At 57.8% G+C, this 16,079-nt stretch carries 14 protein-coding genes; 7 read left to right on the top strand and 7 right to left on the bottom strand.

Going from position 1 to position 16,079, the window contains the following annotated elements; all coding sequences use genetic code 11:
• Window positions 1-43 precede the first annotated feature (43 nt).
• Entirely contained in the window at window positions 44-739 is a 696-nt protein-coding gene (locus ACR0JX_RS13425) for an ABC transporter ATP-binding protein (protein WP_480544299.1), read from the top strand.
• Window positions 736-3,264: an ABC transporter permease gene (locus ACR0JX_RS13430; protein ID WP_480544300.1), complete on the top strand. Its 2,529-nt coding sequence runs from the start codon at window positions 736-738 to the stop codon at window positions 3,262-3,264. Before ACR0JX_RS13425 ends, ACR0JX_RS13430 begins: the two co-directional genes overlap by 4 nt.
• 2 nt (window positions 3,265-3,266) lie before the next feature.
• Here ACR0JX_RS13430 and ACR0JX_RS13435 read toward each other — a convergent pair whose 3' ends face one another.
• Window positions 3,267-3,713: an RrF2 family transcriptional regulator gene (locus tag ACR0JX_RS13435; RefSeq protein WP_480544301.1), complete on the bottom strand. Its 447-nt coding sequence runs from the start codon at window positions 3,711-3,713 to the stop codon at window positions 3,267-3,269.
• A gap of 92 nt (window positions 3,714-3,805) precedes the next feature.
• On the opposite strand from ACR0JX_RS13435, the gene ACR0JX_RS13440 reads away from it, so the two are divergent.
• Window positions 3,806-4,417: a gamma-glutamylcyclotransferase family protein gene (locus ACR0JX_RS13440; protein ID WP_480544302.1), complete on the top strand. Its 612-nt coding sequence runs from the start codon at window positions 3,806-3,808 to the stop codon at window positions 4,415-4,417.
• Window positions 4,418-4,438: 21 nt separating this feature from the next.
• Here ACR0JX_RS13440 and gltX read toward each other — a convergent pair whose 3' ends face one another.
• Window positions 4,439-5,764: a glutamate--tRNA ligase gene (gene gltX, locus ACR0JX_RS13445; protein ID WP_480544303.1), complete on the bottom strand. Its 1,326-nt coding sequence runs from the start codon at window positions 5,762-5,764 to the stop codon at window positions 4,439-4,441.
• Window positions 5,765-5,980: 216 nt separating this feature from the next.
• Here gltX and ACR0JX_RS13450 point away from each other — a divergent pair, with 216 nt between their 5' ends.
• On the top strand, window positions 5,981-6,913 hold the full coding sequence (locus ACR0JX_RS13450; protein WP_480544304.1) for an MBL fold metallo-hydrolase: 933 nt from the start codon (window positions 5,981-5,983) through the stop codon (window positions 6,911-6,913).
• A 4-nt stretch (window positions 6,914-6,917) separates the two neighbouring features.
• On the opposite strand, the gene ACR0JX_RS13455 is transcribed toward ACR0JX_RS13450, so the two are convergent.
• From ACR0JX_RS13455 to ACR0JX_RS13465, 3 genes are all read right to left on the bottom strand, one after another.
• Entirely contained in the window at window positions 6,918-8,249 is a 1,332-nt protein-coding gene (locus tag ACR0JX_RS13455) for an NAD(P)/FAD-dependent oxidoreductase (RefSeq protein WP_480544305.1), read from the bottom strand.
• Between the two features lie 144 nt (window positions 8,250-8,393).
• Window positions 8,394-8,654, bottom strand: coding sequence for a hypothetical protein (locus ACR0JX_RS13460; protein ID WP_480544306.1), 261 nt, complete (start codon window positions 8,652-8,654; stop codon window positions 8,394-8,396).
• Between the two features lie 263 nt (window positions 8,655-8,917).
• Entirely contained in the window at window positions 8,918-10,576 is a 1,659-nt protein-coding gene (locus ACR0JX_RS13465) for an NAD+ synthase (RefSeq protein WP_480544307.1), read from the bottom strand.
• 153 nt (window positions 10,577-10,729) lie between these two features.
• On the opposite strand from ACR0JX_RS13465, the gene ACR0JX_RS13470 reads away from it, so the two are divergent.
• Window positions 10,730-12,208 (top strand): MORN repeat-containing protein, encoded by a 1,479-nt coding sequence (locus tag ACR0JX_RS13470; protein ID WP_480544308.1) that lies wholly within the window; start codon window positions 10,730-10,732, stop codon window positions 12,206-12,208.
• Window positions 12,209-12,212: 4 nt separating this feature from the next.
• On the opposite strand, the gene ACR0JX_RS13475 is transcribed toward ACR0JX_RS13470, so the two are convergent.
• Window positions 12,213-12,878, bottom strand: a complete 666-nt coding sequence (locus ACR0JX_RS13475) for an SDR family NAD(P)-dependent oxidoreductase (protein WP_480544309.1) — start codon at window positions 12,876-12,878, stop codon at window positions 12,213-12,215.
• Between the two features lie 274 nt (window positions 12,879-13,152).
• On the opposite strand from ACR0JX_RS13475, the gene ACR0JX_RS13480 reads away from it, so the two are divergent.
• Window positions 13,153-14,721: a 2-isopropylmalate synthase gene (locus ACR0JX_RS13480; protein ID WP_480544310.1), complete on the top strand. Its 1,569-nt coding sequence runs from the start codon at window positions 13,153-13,155 to the stop codon at window positions 14,719-14,721.
• 84 nt (window positions 14,722-14,805) lie between these two features.
• Here ACR0JX_RS13480 and ACR0JX_RS13485 read toward each other — a convergent pair whose 3' ends face one another.
• Complete coding sequence (locus tag ACR0JX_RS13485) at window positions 14,806-15,678, bottom strand: LysR family transcriptional regulator (protein ID WP_480544311.1); 873 nt, start codon at window positions 15,676-15,678, stop codon at window positions 14,806-14,808.
• A 90-nt stretch (window positions 15,679-15,768) separates the two neighbouring features.
• Between ACR0JX_RS13485 and ACR0JX_RS13490 the strand changes: the two genes are divergently transcribed.
• Window positions 15,769-16,074 carry a YciI family protein gene (locus tag ACR0JX_RS13490; protein ID WP_480544312.1) on the top strand — a complete coding sequence of 102 codons (306 nt, stop codon included), beginning with the start codon at window positions 15,769-15,771 and terminating at the stop codon, window positions 16,072-16,074.
• Window positions 16,075-16,079 lie beyond the last annotated feature (5 nt).

Genomic DNA, 16,079 nt, shown 5'->3' on the forward strand with positions numbered 1-16,079 from the left:
AGTGCTCCATATCCCAAGATGTTGCTCCTATATGGAAAGTCTTATGCCACAGACCGTTCTCTCCCTCCAAAATGCTGCTTTGTCATTGGAAGGCAATGCCGGTCGGGTGGATATTCTGCACGGCATTACGCTGTCGGTAAACAAGGGTGAGACACTGGGTTTGGTCGGGCCATCAGGGTCGGGCAAGTCCTCGCTGTTGATGTTGATGGGCGGCTTGGAACAGGCGACCGGAGGCTCGGTCACAGCCTTGGGTCAGGACCTGACCGGGATGGACGAAGACCACTTGGCACGGTTCCGCCGGGATACGATGGGTGTGGTGTTTCAGAATTTTCACCTGATCCCGACGATGACTGCATTGGAAAACGTCGCCACGCCTTTGGAATTGGCCGGTCACAAGGATGCCTTTGCCCGGGCCGAGGCCGAACTTGACTCGGTCGGCCTGTCGCACAGGCGCGATCACTATCCGGCGCAACTGTCCGGGGGTGAGCAGCAACGCGTGGCGCTCGCCCGCGCCTCGGCACCGCGCCCTCAGATCCTGCTGGCGGATGAGCCTACAGGAAATCTGGATGAGGCAAATGGTGCGGCTATCGTAGACCTGCTGTTTGGCTTGCGTGACAAACACGGTGCGACACTGGTTCTGGTGACCCATAGCCACACCCTGGCCGACCGCTGTGACCGGGTAGTTCGGTTACGCGATGGGCGCATTGCCGAGGATGCACAAAAAGAGGCGGCAGAATGAGCCTGCGACTGGCCGGACGGCTGGCGCGATGTGAACTGCGAGGTGGCCTGCGCGGGTTTCGCATATTTCTTGCCTGTCTGGCGCTTGGCGTCGCCGCAATCGCTGCGGTTGGTTCGGTTCGATATGCAATTCAAACCGGGCTGACGCAGGAAGGTGCAGCCTTGCTCGGGGGTGATGCCGAGCTGGAGTTCACCTATCGGTTCGCCACCCCTGAAGAACGCGCTTGGATGAAAAAAGAAGCCCAGGCGGTATCAGAGGTCGTGGATTTTCGTTCACTTGCCGTTGTTCAACAAGAAACAGGCCCCGAACGTGCACTGACGCAGATAAAGGCTGTTGACGCTAGCTATCCTCTGCTAGGCGAGGTTGGACTGAAGCCAGACATGCTGTTGTCCGATGCTCTGGGCGGTGACATCAATCTGCCGGGCGCCGTGATGGAACAGGTCCTGATGGATCGGCTGGGGCTTTCAATTGGAGATACCTTTGCCTTGGGCACGCAGGAATTCGTCCTGATGGCTGCGCTGACTGCAGAACCTGATGGCGCGGCTGGAGGCTTTGGCCTTGGTCCCAGAACGCTGGTCCGAACCGAAGACCTAAGCGCCTCGGGCCTGTTGGAACCGGGCACTCTGTTCTCGACCAAATACCGGCTGGATCTGCCGGATGCGACCGCGCTGGAGGTGATCTCGGCTGAGGCTGCAGAAACGTTTGATGGCACGGGAATGCGCTGGACGGATGCGCGTAACGGCGCGCCGGGCATCGCTGAGTTTGTGGGTCGGCTCAGCGCCTTTCTGGTCCTGGTCGGCCTGTCCGGGCTGGCTGTGGGCGGCATCGGTGTTTCCGCCGCTGTCCGGGCGTATCTGTCACAGAAAACGGAAACCATCGCTACGCTGCGCACATTGGGGGCAGATCGGGCAACCGTGTTTCAGACCTATATGATTCAGATCGGGTTGTTGTCCGGGGTTGGTATCGCAATAGGTGTTGTCCTCGGCGGGCTTGCTCCTGTTATTTTGGCTCCGGTCATTGAAAGCCAGCTGCCCGTGCCTGCTGTGTTTTCGATCTACCCCCAACCCCTGGCCGAAGCCGCGCTCTACGGGCTACTCACGGCGTTCCTGTTTACCCTCTGGCCGCTCGCCCGGACTGAGGAGGTCCGCGCCGCCACCCTGTTCCGCGACGCCTTGACCTCGGCCCGACAGATTCCCCGGCTGTCCTATGTGATGGCGACAGGACTGGGGCTGGCAATCCTGATCGCAGCCGCTGCCTGGTTCAGCGGCTCAACCGAGCTTACGCTTTGGACAAGCGGCGGATTGGTCGGGGCGCTGGTCCTTCTGTCCGTGGCCGCCATCGCCATTCGCTGGCTGGCGCGAAGGGGCGTTCCATGGTCGCGTGGTCGCCCTTCATTGCGGTGGGCCCTGGCCGCCATCTCTGACCCCCGCGAAGGGGCCGGTTCAGTGGTCTTGTCTCTTGGCTTGGGCCTCTCGGTCCTTGCAGCGGTTGGTCAGATCGACGGCACATTGCGCAATGCCATTTCAGGCAACCTGCCCGAGGTCGCGCCCTCCTACTTCTTTGTGGACATCCAGAAAGACCAAATGCCCGGTTTCACTGAACGGTTGGAAACTGACCCCGCTGTCAGCCGTCTGGAAAGCGCGCCCATGTTGCGCGGCATCATTACCAAGATCAACGATCAACCCGCGCGCGAGGTCGCGGGGAATCACTGGGTTTTGGAAGGCGACCGAGGCGTCACCTACTCTGTCCGCCCCCCAGAAAACGCACGGATCACAGCGGGGGAATGGTGGCCGGAAGACTATGCAGGCAGCCCTCAGATCAGTTTTGCCGCCGAAGAGGCCGAGGAAATGGGTTTGAACATCGGCGACAATCTGACCGTGAACATTCTGGGCCGGGATATCACCGCTACCGTCACATCCCTGCGGGAGGTGGATTTTTCGACGGCGGGCATGGGCTTTATCATGTCGATGAACCCTTCGGCCCTGGCCGGCGCACCGCATAGTTTTATTGCAACCGTCTATGCCGAAGAACAGGCCGAAGCCGCCATTCTGCGCGATCTGGCAGGCCAGTTCCCCAATATCACTGCAGTACGTGTACGTGACGCCATCGACCGGGTCTCGGGCCTGTTGGCAGGGCTTGCCTCGGCAACATCTTATGGCGCGGGCGTGTCGCTGCTCACCGGTTTCCTTGTTCTGATCGGTGCTGCGGCAGCGGGCGAACCAGCCCGCCGGTATGAGGCGGCTATCCTCAAAACAATCGGTGCTGATCGCCGTCGTATTTTGATGAGCTTCACGCTGCGCGCCATGCTGCTGGGGGCTGCTGCGGGCTGTATTGCCTTGCTGGTTGGCATCCTCGGCGGCTGGGCCGTTGCCACCTATATCTTCGACACGGGGTTCCAGGTGATCTGGCCCTCAGCATTGGGCATCGTGATCACAGGGGTCGTTGTCACGCTCGGCGCAGGGCTGATCTTCGCATTGCGGCCCCTATCTGTCAGACCGGCCCGCATATTGCGCGCCAGCGACTGACCCTAGCGCGCGCAGGCCACAGGCTGCAGGATTTTCAGCAACGGATCATTGTCACAGATCAGCGCGTCCAGCGTGACATCATCAAGCGATGCATAAAAAACCTCGGCCGCATCCCGCAATGCCACACGCAGGCGGCAGGCATCGGTCAGCGGGCAAGTGTTGTCGGCATCCGCGAAACATTCGGCAATTGGCAGCGATCCCTCCACATGCCGAAACACAGCGCCGATCCGGATTTGATCTGCGGGACGCGCCAGCGACATGCCCCCGTTTCGGCCGCGCTGCGTGCTCAGATAGTTCAGCTGGCCAAGTTGATTGATCACCTGCGCCAAGTGGTTTTCCGAGATGTTGCACACCTCAGCAATCTCGGATTTCGTCACCAGCCGATCCGGATGCGCCGCACAATACATCAGCAGACGCACAGCAATATTCGTTCGTTTGGTAATCCGCATGGGAACCTCCCTCACTCAACTATGCAGCCTTATTGCATGTCGGGCGAAAAAGCGGTTTGACATACATCAATTGACCGAAAGGCCCCAAGCAGATGGCAAACCCCTATTTCTTTGGCTATGGCAGCCTTGTGAACCTGGCCACTCATGATTTTCCAGATCCAAGCCCGGCAAAGCTCAAAGGGTGGCGACGGGCTTGGAAGCACACAGATTTGCGGTCTGTTGCCTTCCTGACTGCCGTGCCCGATCCAGACTCTGAGATCGAAGGCATGATCGCGCATGTTCCCAAGAACGACTGGGCCGCGTTGGATGAACGGGAATGGGCCTATGATCGCATCCCGACAACGCAGTCAGTCTCCCATCCGCTGACCCACGACGTCGAAATCGCGGTCTATGCGGTGCCAGAGGAGCGTCATAATCAGCCCTCGTATCACCACCCCTTGCTGCTCAGCTACATCGATGTGGTTATACAGGGATATCTGCGCACATTCGGGCCAGACGGGGCCGACCGTTTCTTTGCTACGACTGATGGCTGGGACGCACCGGTGCTGAATGACCGGGCAGAGCCAAAGTATTCACGCCACCAACCGCTCAAACCAGATGAGACCGCATTTGTGGATGACCGCCTGCAGCGAGCATCGGTGACGATCCTTCAGCCGCAGCACCAAAAAGAGGCAGACGCACTGCCTGCCTCTTTCAAATTCTAGTTTGCTTTCGGTTCAGCGCATTCAGCCCCGCGCGCGGATCACCTGAAGTAGCGGCAACAAAGCCGCCATTTCCGGCCCCCGCTCCATCCCTGTCAGCGCCTTGCGCAGCGGCATGAACAGGCCTTTGCCTTTACGGCCCGTCGCCTCTTTCACAGCTTTGGTCCAGCTGCCCCATGTTTCAGCATCGAACGGCCCGTCGGGTAACAGCGCAATCGCCTCAGCGATGAAATCGCGGTCTTCATCGGCGATCAGCGGCTCAGCCCCATCGCGGCACAATTCCCACCAGCCTTTTAGATCGGCCAGAGTGGTGATGTTCTCACGAGCCATCGCCCAGAACGGCTCGGCCAATTCCCCCGGAACGCCTGCCTCGGCCACGGCATCTGCAACTTCTGCCAGCGGCAGCGATTGCAAGTGCTTGGCAGTCAGCGGGAACAGGTCCTGCACGTCGAACTTGGTCGGGGCGGCGCCAAAGCGGTTTACATCGAAGCCTTCGATCAGCTCGGCCATGTCCGAGCGAAGTTCAACTGGATCAGACGACCCCAAACGCGCCATCAGGCTCAGCAAGGCCATCGGCTGTACACCCTGTTCACGCAGATCGCGCAGGGCGAGCGTACCAAGACGTTTGGACAGCGCTTCACCTTGCGGGCCAGTCAGCAATGAATGATGCGCAAAGCGGGGGCACGTTCCGCCCAGCGCCTCGATGATCTGAATCTGGGTCGCCGTGTTTGTTACATGGTCCGAGCCGCGCACCACATCGGTCACGCCCATCTCGGTATCGTCCACAACAGACGCAATCGTGTAGAGAACCTGACCATCGCCCCGGATCAGCACCGGATCAGACACCGAGGCCGCATCGATCGAAATGTCGCCCAGAATGTCGTCATTCCACTCGATCCGCTCGTGATCCAGTTTGAACCGCCAGACGCCATTGCCACGTTCAGCTCGAAGCTCTTCTTTTTCAGCATCCGAAAGGTTCAAAGCGGCGCGGTCATAGACCGGGGGCTTGCCCATGTTCAGCTGCTTCTTGCGCTTGAGGTCCAGCTCGGTCGGCGTCTCAAACGCTTCATAGAACCGGCCCATCTCGCGCAGCTTGTCAGCGGCTTCTGCGTAGCGGTCCAGACGTTCGGACTGACGCTCCACCCGATCCCAGTGCAGGCCCAGCCACTCCATATCCTCCTTGATCGCATCGACATATTCTTCCTTCGACCGCTCTGGGTCTGTATCGTCGATGCGCAGGATGAACGTTCCGCCCGCCTTGCGAGCGATCAAATAGTTCATCAATGCGGTACGCAGGTTGCCCACGTGGATGTAACCGGTGGGCGACGGGGCGAAACGGGTGGTTGTCATGGGTGTCTCCTGTTGGCGCGGCTCTTGTCACAAAGGCGCGTTTTTGTCCAGCAGGCGTTTCGGATTGCCCAAGTTCCGCAGGCATTCCAGATCGCAAGATGAACAAATATTAACACGCATTGTTCATCCACGAAGACTAAGTACCGGTGTATAAAGTGGCACGCGATCCGAAGCGAACTACCTTTTTCGCTGGCATTCTGACAGGGAGACTAAGAAATGGCCATCAATTTGACACGCAGAGCGGCCCTTGGCGCCGCTGCAGCCCTTCCATTTGCATCCGCAGCGACCCCACTTTTTGCGGCCGGAGCCGAGACAAAGGCGAACTCGACCATCGCAAAATCATTCCAGCTGGGCGACTTTACGGTCACAACCCTGCTTGATGGCAGCCTGCCACGCGACGGCGCGCAGGAGATCTTCGGGGGCGGCGCCTCGGATGAGGAATTCGCGAAAGTATCGGCCGAAAACTTCATCTCGCCTGACGTGGCACAATTCTTTTTCACGCCGACTCTGGTGAACACAGGTTCGGAACTGATCCTGTTCGACACCGGGCTTGGTCAGGGTGGCATTCAGGCCGCTTTGGCAGATGCAGGTGTCACGCCCGATCAGATTGACGTGGTCGTGCTGACCCATATGCACCCGGACCATATCGGTGGTATGACCACGAATGACGCGCCGACATTCGCAAATGCGCGCTATGTCACCGCGGCACCCGAGTATGACTTCTGGTCCGCTCAGGAAGCCGGGAACCGGGTCGGCGATCTGGTTTCTGCCAAAGTCACGCCTCTGGCAGAAAAGATGACCTTCATCGAGGATGGCGGTGACGTGGCCTCGGGTGTGACGGCGATGGCGACATTTGGACATACCCCCGGTCACATGGTCTATCACTTGGAAAGTAACGGCCAGCGTCTTATCCTGACAGCGGATCTTGCCAATCATTATGTCTGGTCCTTTGCGCACCCCGAATGGGAAGTTCGGTTCGACATGGACAAAGCTGCCGCAACGGAATCACGTCGTAAGATTTTGGGCCTGCTGGCCGCCGACAAGGTACCGATGATCGGCTATCACATGCCCTTCCCCGCTGCCGGTTTCGTGGAGACACGTGGCGACGGCTTCCGCTTTGTTCCGGTCAGCTATCAGATGATGGGCTAAGCGCTCAATAACCTGGGTCCGGCCGCACTTTTGAACCATCGCTGAACCGCGACAAGCGAAAAGCGGCCGGATCCACGCAAGGCGCACACTGGGTTACCAGATCGGCTGCCAAACGCCCGGCCCCCGGTCCAATCCCAAAGCCATGCCCCGAGAACCCTGTGGCAATGACCAATCCAGGGACGTCATCCACTGTGGAAATCACCGGGATCGCATCTGGAGTGACATCGATCAACCCAGCCCAGCTTTGCACGATTTCAGCCTTTTGAAAGGCGGGGAATCCTTTTGTGGCGCTGGCCCAGGCATTGCGCAGAACCTTTTGCGATGGCTCTGGGTCCAGAACCCTGCAATGCTCGAACGGGGTAACATCAGTGGGTAGCCATTTCCAATCTTGCGCGGCTTCAACCTTCCAACGGCCAGACAGGCGAAAGCGCAACGACCTCCATTCCTGAACAAACGCTGGTAGAAACTGCAACGCCAGCCGGAAACTATCGGGCACAAGGTCATAGGTGTTTTCATGGCCCGACGCGATGGTGTATCCCCCATCCGCGCGCTTTCGGATGGCAAAATCATCTGACCAAAGCGCAGCTTCGGGACCATCCTCAACAGGCGAACTGCGCATGACGGTGTTCAGGACTTTTAGCTGCGGCAAATCGATCCCGGCATTGCTTGCAAACAGCCGCGACCACGCCCCACCTGCCAGCACCACCTGGTTGCATGCAACGCGCCCGCGTTCGGTAAATACACCCGTGATCCGACCATCCTGCAGATCAAGACTGCGAACAGCACAATTGGTCATCACCGCAGCGCCTTTGTCTCGCGCACCTTCGGCAATCGCAGGGGCCGCAAGCTGTGGTTCCGCGCGCCCGTCCTGCGGCATGTATAGCGCGCATTTCAAGTCGGTTTCTTGCCCGTGCAGCAGCTCTGCCAGTTCAGGTCCTGAAACCATCCGTGCCCCGGTCTGCAGCCCGTCAACGTTGCGCAACCAGCGTTCCAGATTGCCCGCGTCCCGCGCTCCAGACGCTCCGAACAGGATGCCTGCCTGTGTGTAGCCAGTCGGTCGCCCAATGCGCGCATCCAAATTCGGCCAGATGCGCAAAGCCTCTTGCATCAACGGAATCTCACGCGGGTCACGCATGCCAAGCCGAACCCAACCCCAATTGCGAGAGCTTTGTTCCCCCGCAATCTGACCTTTTTCGCACAGCAAAACCGAAACTCCACGTTCGGCCAGTTCCAACGCGGTGGACGCGCCAATAATGCCGCCGCCGATCACGACAACATCAACAGTTTTTGGCATCGAAAGATCAGGTTCAAATGGAGTTGGCTTTGGGCCTGGCATCAATGACTCGTTCTTACGATATACGAGCCCTCAAGATGCCAGAGAGGAATGCTCTGACAACGGAAATCAGTAGCTATCAGACCGATAGTGCAATCCTGTGGCAAAGGTGCCAGCAGGCGAAGTGCGTGATAGATTTGGCAGCGCTTAAGCTGCGCCGGACAGTTCAGCCCATTTCTGGCGCAACACTCCGGACAATCCACCGTCTTTGGCAGTGTCCTTGGCAGAAATTTCAGGCTGTGACTTTAGATCAGGGAATTCCAGCCGCTGCGAAGGTTCCGCCTTCTGCTCGCCGATCAAATCTGCAATTGCAGCGTCTAGCTTTACCTCATCCAGCTCTTGCGCCGGAGATTCCATCGTTCTGTACTGCCACGGCTTGTGCAGAGACTTATCGTATTCCTCGTACATGTTAACACCACACCATTAACTCAGACATCCAACCCCGGATGCACCACACAGACAAAACACTTGTCGAAAACTGCGAACTCTACAGCAATGCGTCACATCCGCCCCATATGAGGCAACTTCTAAGCATAAATGTGGCAGAAAAATGTCAGTCAAACAAGCGCTGACATCGGCAGAGTCGCTTGAAACTGCTTGGATTTATTCGATTTGTGGAAACGGTTGCGGCATTGAGGAGTTACTGTTTCCAAATTCAGAAACCGCAGCGCTTAACCACGATCCCGCCAGCGATTCACAATTGGGTACCGTCTGTCCAACCAGAATGCGCGGCTGGTCAAACGCGTGCCAGGGGCGGATTGGAAACGCTTGTATTCGCTGATGTAGACCAGATGTTCAACCTTGCGCGCATCCTGTTCATCATATCCTGCGGCAACGCAATCGGCGATAGATCCATCCTGATCCACAAGAATATCAAGTATGCCGTCCAGCACGGGATAATCCGGCAGGCTGTCGCTGTCTTTCTGATCTTTTCGCAGCTCAGCGCTTGGAGGTTTATCGATGACCGAAGGGCGAATGACCTCACCTTCCGGTCCCATCATCCAATCGCGGTGATTGGCGTTGCGCCAGCGGCAGGTTTCAAACACGCGGGTTTTGTACAGGTCCTTGATCGGGTTATAACCGCCATTCATGTCGCCATAGATCGTGGCATAGCCCACCGCGACTTCAGATTTGTTGCCCGTGGTCAGCAACATCTCGCCAAACTTGTTCGAGATCGCCATCAGCAACACACCGCGCAGGCGAGACTGGATGTTTTCTTCTGTTAAATCAACCTCATGCCCCACGAACAATGGGGCGAGTGTATCCGTCACGGCAGCGCGACTGTCCGAGATCGGAACAAACTCATAGTGAACGCCCAGCGCTTTTGCGACCGCCTCAGCATCATCAAGAGATGCCTGGCTGGTGTATTCCGATGGCAGCATCACGCAGCGCACATTCTCGGCCCCTATCGCGTCCACCGCAATCGCTGCAACAAGGGCAGAATCCACACCACCTGACAGGCCCAGCAACGCCTTTTTGAAACCGGTTTTCCCCATGTAATCACGCAAGGATTCCACCATGGCGCGATAGTCCTGCTCCCACGCATCGGGCTGCGGCACGATTTCGGCAGGAACAATCCGCCAACCGTCATCGCCACGCTCCAGATCCACATGAGTCACCGTTTCATCAAAAACCGGCATGCGAAACGCCAGTTCTCCACCCGGATTCAGGCCAAATGTAGCCCCATCGAACACCTGATCGTCCTGCCCGCCGACCATATTCAAGTAAATCAGCGGCAGACCTGTCTCGACCACCCGCGCGACCATGTGGTTCAAACGCACATCGTATTTGTCGCGGAAATAGGGCGAACCATTGGGGATCAGCAGAAACTCAGCCCCGGTTTCTTCGAGCGTTTCGGCAACATCCGGATGCCAGCTGTCCTCACAAATCGGGCTGCCGATGCGCGAATTGCCAACCGAATACGGCCCACCTAGAGGGCCTGAATCGTAAAGACGCACCTCATCAAACACCGTTTCATTGGGCAGATGATGTTTCAGCACTTTGCTGGTGATCCGCCCGCCCTTGAGGATCAGATAGGCGTTGAACAGGCTGTCGCCTTCGGCCCAAGGACCGCCGATGGCCAGTGCCGGGCCGTCGGCGCATTGCTTGGCCAGGTCCTCAACCGCAGCCATTGCCGCACGGTGAAACACCGGCTTCATGATCAGGTCCTGCGTATTGTATCCGGTGATGAACATCTCGGGCAGCGCGACCAGATCAGCTCCGGCCTCGCGACCTTGTTCCCAAGCCGCAAACGCCTTGGCTGCATTGCCTTCAAGATCGCCCACAACAGGGTTGAGTTGCGCCAGTGTGATACGGAAACGGTCGGCCATGCTGCCCTCTTGCCTTCGCCAGTCCTACTGCATTTAGCAGATCATTGCGCGAGTGGAAGACCAATGGCTCAAAAGCCGTTGCTCTGATCTGTGCGGTCCCCTATTTTTGCCCAAACGCATATGAAACCGATGATCGGGCAGGCAGGACAAACCATGAAGCTGATCCGCAATTCTCTCACGGCCGGGATTCTAAGCCTGTCGATCACGGCGGCATGGGCCCAGGACGGTACAGTGATCGTCAAAGATGACGAACTTGGCGGGGTCTATGAGGGCACGTTTGAAAACGGGCTACGCCACGGCACAGGCACATACCGGTTGCCAGACGGGTTTGAGTATTCCGGTCAATGGGTCGAAGGCGAAATTCAGGGCCAAGGCACGGCCCGGTTCGCCAACGGGTCTGTTTATGAGGGCCAATTCGCGAAAGGGCAGCCCGAAGGGCAGGGCAAAATCAGCTATGCCGATGGCGGGACCTACGAAGGCGAATGGCGTGATGGTGCGATCAATGGCTCGGGCATTGCTGAATATGCAAATGGCGTGCGCTATAAAGGTGGGTTTCAGAACGCCCGCCACCACGGCAAGGGCACTCGCACTGACCCAAATGGCTATATCTACGACGGGGATTGGGTCGACGGCGCACAGCAGGGCGCGGCGCGGATCACCTACCCGGACGGGTCGGTCTATGAGGGCGATGTGCAGCAAGGCCAACGCCACGGGCAAGGCCGTTTGGTCCAATCGGATGGGTTGGAATATGACGGGCAGTGGGTTCAGAACCTGATGACCGGAACCGGGCGGCTGACACTGGCCAACGGTGATGTTTATGAAGGCGAGGTCGCCGAAGGTCGCCGTCAAGGCAAAGGCAAAGAGACCTATGCCAATGGCAATGTCTATGAAGGCGACTATCAAGACGACCGCCGCCATGGCAAAGGCACCTTCATCGGGACTGATGGCTACCGCTATACCGGCGAGTGGTCCGAGGGTCAGATCGAAGGATTTGGTGAGATCACCTACCCCGACGGCTCGGCCTATATCGGTGCGCTCAGCGCCGACCTGCCGCATGGCAAGGGCCAAAGCACCTATGCGGACGGGACCGTCTATGACGGAGAATGGATCGCGGGAGTGTTCGAGGGGACCGGCACGGCAACCTACCCCAACGGGACGGTTTACAACGGCGAGTTCCGCAATGCGGTGAGCCATGGAACCGGCACCGTCACTTTCGCCAATGGATATCGTTACGAAGGTGAATGGGTCGATGGTGTCCGTCAGGGCAAAGGGAAATCCACCTTTGCCGATGGCACGGTGTACGACGGCGACTTCATCAACGGCGCACGCCACGGCAAAGGGACTATAACCGCGCCCAGTGGTTTTACCTATACAGGCGATTGGGCTGACGGAAAGATCACCGGAGTTGGCGTGGCAACCTATCCGTCAGGCGATGTTTACGAGGGCGGTTTTTTTGAGAACAAACGTCAGGGTCAGGGCACAATGCGCTATGCCAATGGGCAGGAACAAGCGGGTGTCTGGGACAATGATGCCCTATCATCCGAAGAGACACCTGAAACCGGTGGCGAAGAAGCAAACGCACAGGAACCTGCTCCAGACGACGAAAGCCCCGAACCGCCTGCAGACAACTAAGCCCCTACCACGGTACGCGCGCTCCTGACCAGTCGAAGAACCCGCCCGTGTCTTCGGGCGTCAGCCCGTCAATCACGCTCAGAAGGTTTTTGGCAGCTCTATCCGGCTCAACAGCGGGATGGCGGCCAAGATATTTCTGTGTGAACGCCGTTTTGACCGTGCCGGGATGCAGCGCGACGCAGATCGCTTGTTTATGCGTACGGGCCAGTTCAATTGAGGCTGTGTGAACCACCTGATTAACCGCCGCCTTAGACGCGCGATAGCTGACCCAACCGCCCATGCGATTATCCCCGATCGAACCAACTCGCGCCGAAAGCACCGCAATCACTGACGGCCTGTTTCGAGTCAGCAGCTTATGCGCCCGGCTCAAAACCAATGCCGGTCCAACCGCGTTCAAGGCGAACTGATCCATCATGGCCTGCGCTGTCACCGCGCGCATGGTCTTTTCAGGCTGCGCGCCGTTGATTTCTAAAGCTCCGGACGCGACCAGAACCAAATCGAACGGATATTGAAAAGCATCGAGTGTTTTTAAGGCTGCCTCGGGTTCAGTCAGATCGAACCCATCACCTGAACGCGACAATCCTGTCACCGCCACCTGCTGCGAGGTAAGCTGATGTCTCAGCGCACTGCCGATGCCACCTGATGCGCCAATGATCAAAGCCGTTTTCATATTGGGCGACCTAGCGGTCTGGCCCCTGAGGTCAATAAAACGATCAAATCGCCCCCATCCTAATTTTGGTTCTTTTCATTCGCCGCATGCTCTGTATAACCTCATCCCATGATCAACCACGCAGATATCCTTGTTGCCGACACCGCCCTTCGCGGTGCGTCGCTGCGTGGCCTACTGATCCTAATCCGCCTCTGAGCGTGCCATCCGGCGCGCCCGCTCAGAGGAGGACGCCAGCGCGCCATAGGCTTTAGGACAGAAGAAGAAAGAGAATCCCATGACCAACGTGACCGACCAAGACCGCGTCTTGATCTTCGATACCACTTTGCGCGACGGCGAGCAGAGCCCCGGCGCCACCATGACCCATGAAGAAAAGCTGGAGATCGCCGAACTGCTGGACGAGATGGGCGTCGACATCATCGAGGCGGGTTTTCCCATCGCCTCGGAAGGCGATTTCAAAGCCGTCACCGAAATTTCCCAGCGCGCCAAGAACAGCCGCATCTGTGGTCTGGCCCGCGCCAATTTCAACGATATCGACCGGTGCTGGGAGGCGATCAAACACGCCGAGAAAAGCCGCATTCACACATTTATCGGCACCTCTCCGCTGCACCGCGCCATTCCGAACCTGACCCAGGACGAGATGGCCGAGAAAATCCACGACACCGTCACCCATGCCCGCAATCTGTGCGAAAACGTGCAATGGTCGCCGATGGATGCAACGCGGACCGAGTGGGACTACCTGTGCCGTGTGATCGAGATTGCGATCAAGGCGGGTGCGACCACGATCAACATTCCCGACACGGTGGGCTACACGGCACCGCTGGAATCGGCTGATTTGATCAAGCGTCTGATCGCAACCGTCCCCGGCGCGGATGAGGTCGTGTTTGCGACCCACTGCCACAACGATCTGGGCATGGCGACGGCGAACTCGCTGGCGGCCGTCATCGGCGGCGCGCGTCAGATCGAATGCACCATCAACGGTCTGGGTGAGCGTGCGGGCAACACCGCGCTGGAAGAGGTCGTGATGGCCATGCGCACGCGCAACGATATCATGCCCTACCACACCGGTATCGACACCACCAAGATCATGCATATCTCGCGCCGGGTTGCCACCGTGTCGGGCTTCAACGTGCAGTTCAACAAGGCCATCGTCGGCAAGAACGCCTTTGCCCACGAAAGCGGCATCCATCAGGACGGGATGCTGAAGAACCGTGACAATTTCGAGATCATGCGCCCCGAAGATGTCGGCCTTACCGGCACATCCCTGCCGCTGGGCAAACATTCGGGCCGCGCCGCCCTGCGCGACAAACTTGAGACACTGGGCTTCGAGGTTGGCGACAACCAGCTTCGCGATATCTTTGTCCGCTTCAAGGACCTGGCCGACCGCAAAAAAGAAGTGTTCGACGACGACCTGATCGCGCTGATGACTCTGGATGAGGCGGATGACCATCTGCAACTGGTGTCGATGAAAGTCACCTGCGGTACCGGCGGACAAGCCGAAGCGACGGTCGAGCTGGAAATGGATGGCAAGGACATTATCGCAACCGAACATGGCGACGGCCCAGTTGATGCCGCGTTCAAGGCCATCCGCGCGATCCATCCAAACACAGCACGGCTGCAGCTCTACCAGGTGCATGCGGTGACCGAAGGGACAGACGCACAGGCGACGGTTTCGGTACGTTTGGAAGAAGATGGCATGATCGCCACGGGCCAATCAGCGGATACTGATACGGTCGTGGCCTCAGCCAAGGCCTATATCCACGCCTTGAACCGTTTGATCGTCCGTCGAGAAAAAGCCGGCCCGGGTGCTGATGCGCGCGAGATCAGCTACAAAGACCTGACCTGAGCAAAGTCTTCCAAACATGGAGCTCCCGCACCCGCGGGGCCCAGCTGCTACGAAACGAATGAGCGACGCCTCGTGCGTCGCTCGTCAAACCCAGTCTAAATTGCCAAGCCAGTCTTTAGCCGCGTTGATTGATAGTCTTGAAGTCTGATCGACATGTGACAGCAACCAGATTTCCCGAGTTGGGGGTCTAGCGCCACCATCCAGTTCTACTTCTCGAAATCGCGGATCGTTAGAGACAACCGCACTTGGAAGCAACGTTTTCCCAATCCCCGCCGCAACAGCCTGCATCCCGGTCTCGATATCGGCGATTTTCAGAGTGGCACGCAAATTGGAGGACTTCGCAGCGTTTTCGAGCCAACGTGCTTGTGGCAAATTCAAATGTGCGTCGTCATAGGTGATCCAACCCAGATCACTAACTCGGGTCGATGAGAGTGAGCTTGCCGCGTAGGCTGCGAATGATAACTCGCCCAGCTTTTGCGCTTTGGTTCGCAATCCTCCGGCATGCGGGCGCGCGAAGCGCACCGCAAGATCGGCCTCGCGCTTGGACAGATCCAAATTGTCAGAAGTTGGAACCAACTCAACGGTCAGGCACGGGTGCAAACGTGCCAAGGCTGCCATGCCAGGCACCAAAAAATGGTTCACGACAAACGGCACCGAACTGATGCGGACGCTACCCGAGACCTTACGCGCGCAATCACCTGACATTTCTCCGATTGTAACATTCTCTGCCTCGATGGATTCAGCATGAGTCAGGATTTGCAGCGCCGCATCTGTCGGCTCGTATTGTCCGTTGGCACTGCGCAAGAACAAATTGGTTTCTAGCGCCTGCTCCAGAGCCTTGATCCTGCGGGCAACCGTCGTTTCGCTGACACCGAGCGCGCGTCCTGCGCGTGCAAGCTTTCCTTCGCGGCGAAGGGCCAGAAGATACTTGAGATCGTTCCAATCATGATCCTGCATTTTTGCAGGTTAAGCTGTCATTTTTACTGGCTCAACTTTCGATTTTGATGTGGCAGTCTATTTGGGCACGCAACTCAGTGGAGGTTCAAAATGAAATTCATTATCCTTTTCGAAGATGCACCAAATGCCGACCCCAACATACGCAAAACACATATGTCAAAGCATCTGGATTTTCTTGAGTGGAACTCCGACAAGATCGAAGCAGCCGGCCCTTTGTCAGATACAAACGAGCAAGGGCGCGATGGTTTGTGGATCATTGAGGCGGGCTCAGAGAGTGATGTAGATCAACTCGTTCACGAAGATCCATTTTGGTCGACAGGTCTCAGAAAGTCTTACTCGATCATCAAATGGAAACAGGTTTATGCGAATGGCATGAGGCAGATCGAACCAAGCTGACGCAT

The organism is Ruegeria sp. AH7 (genome assembly GCF_056541325.1).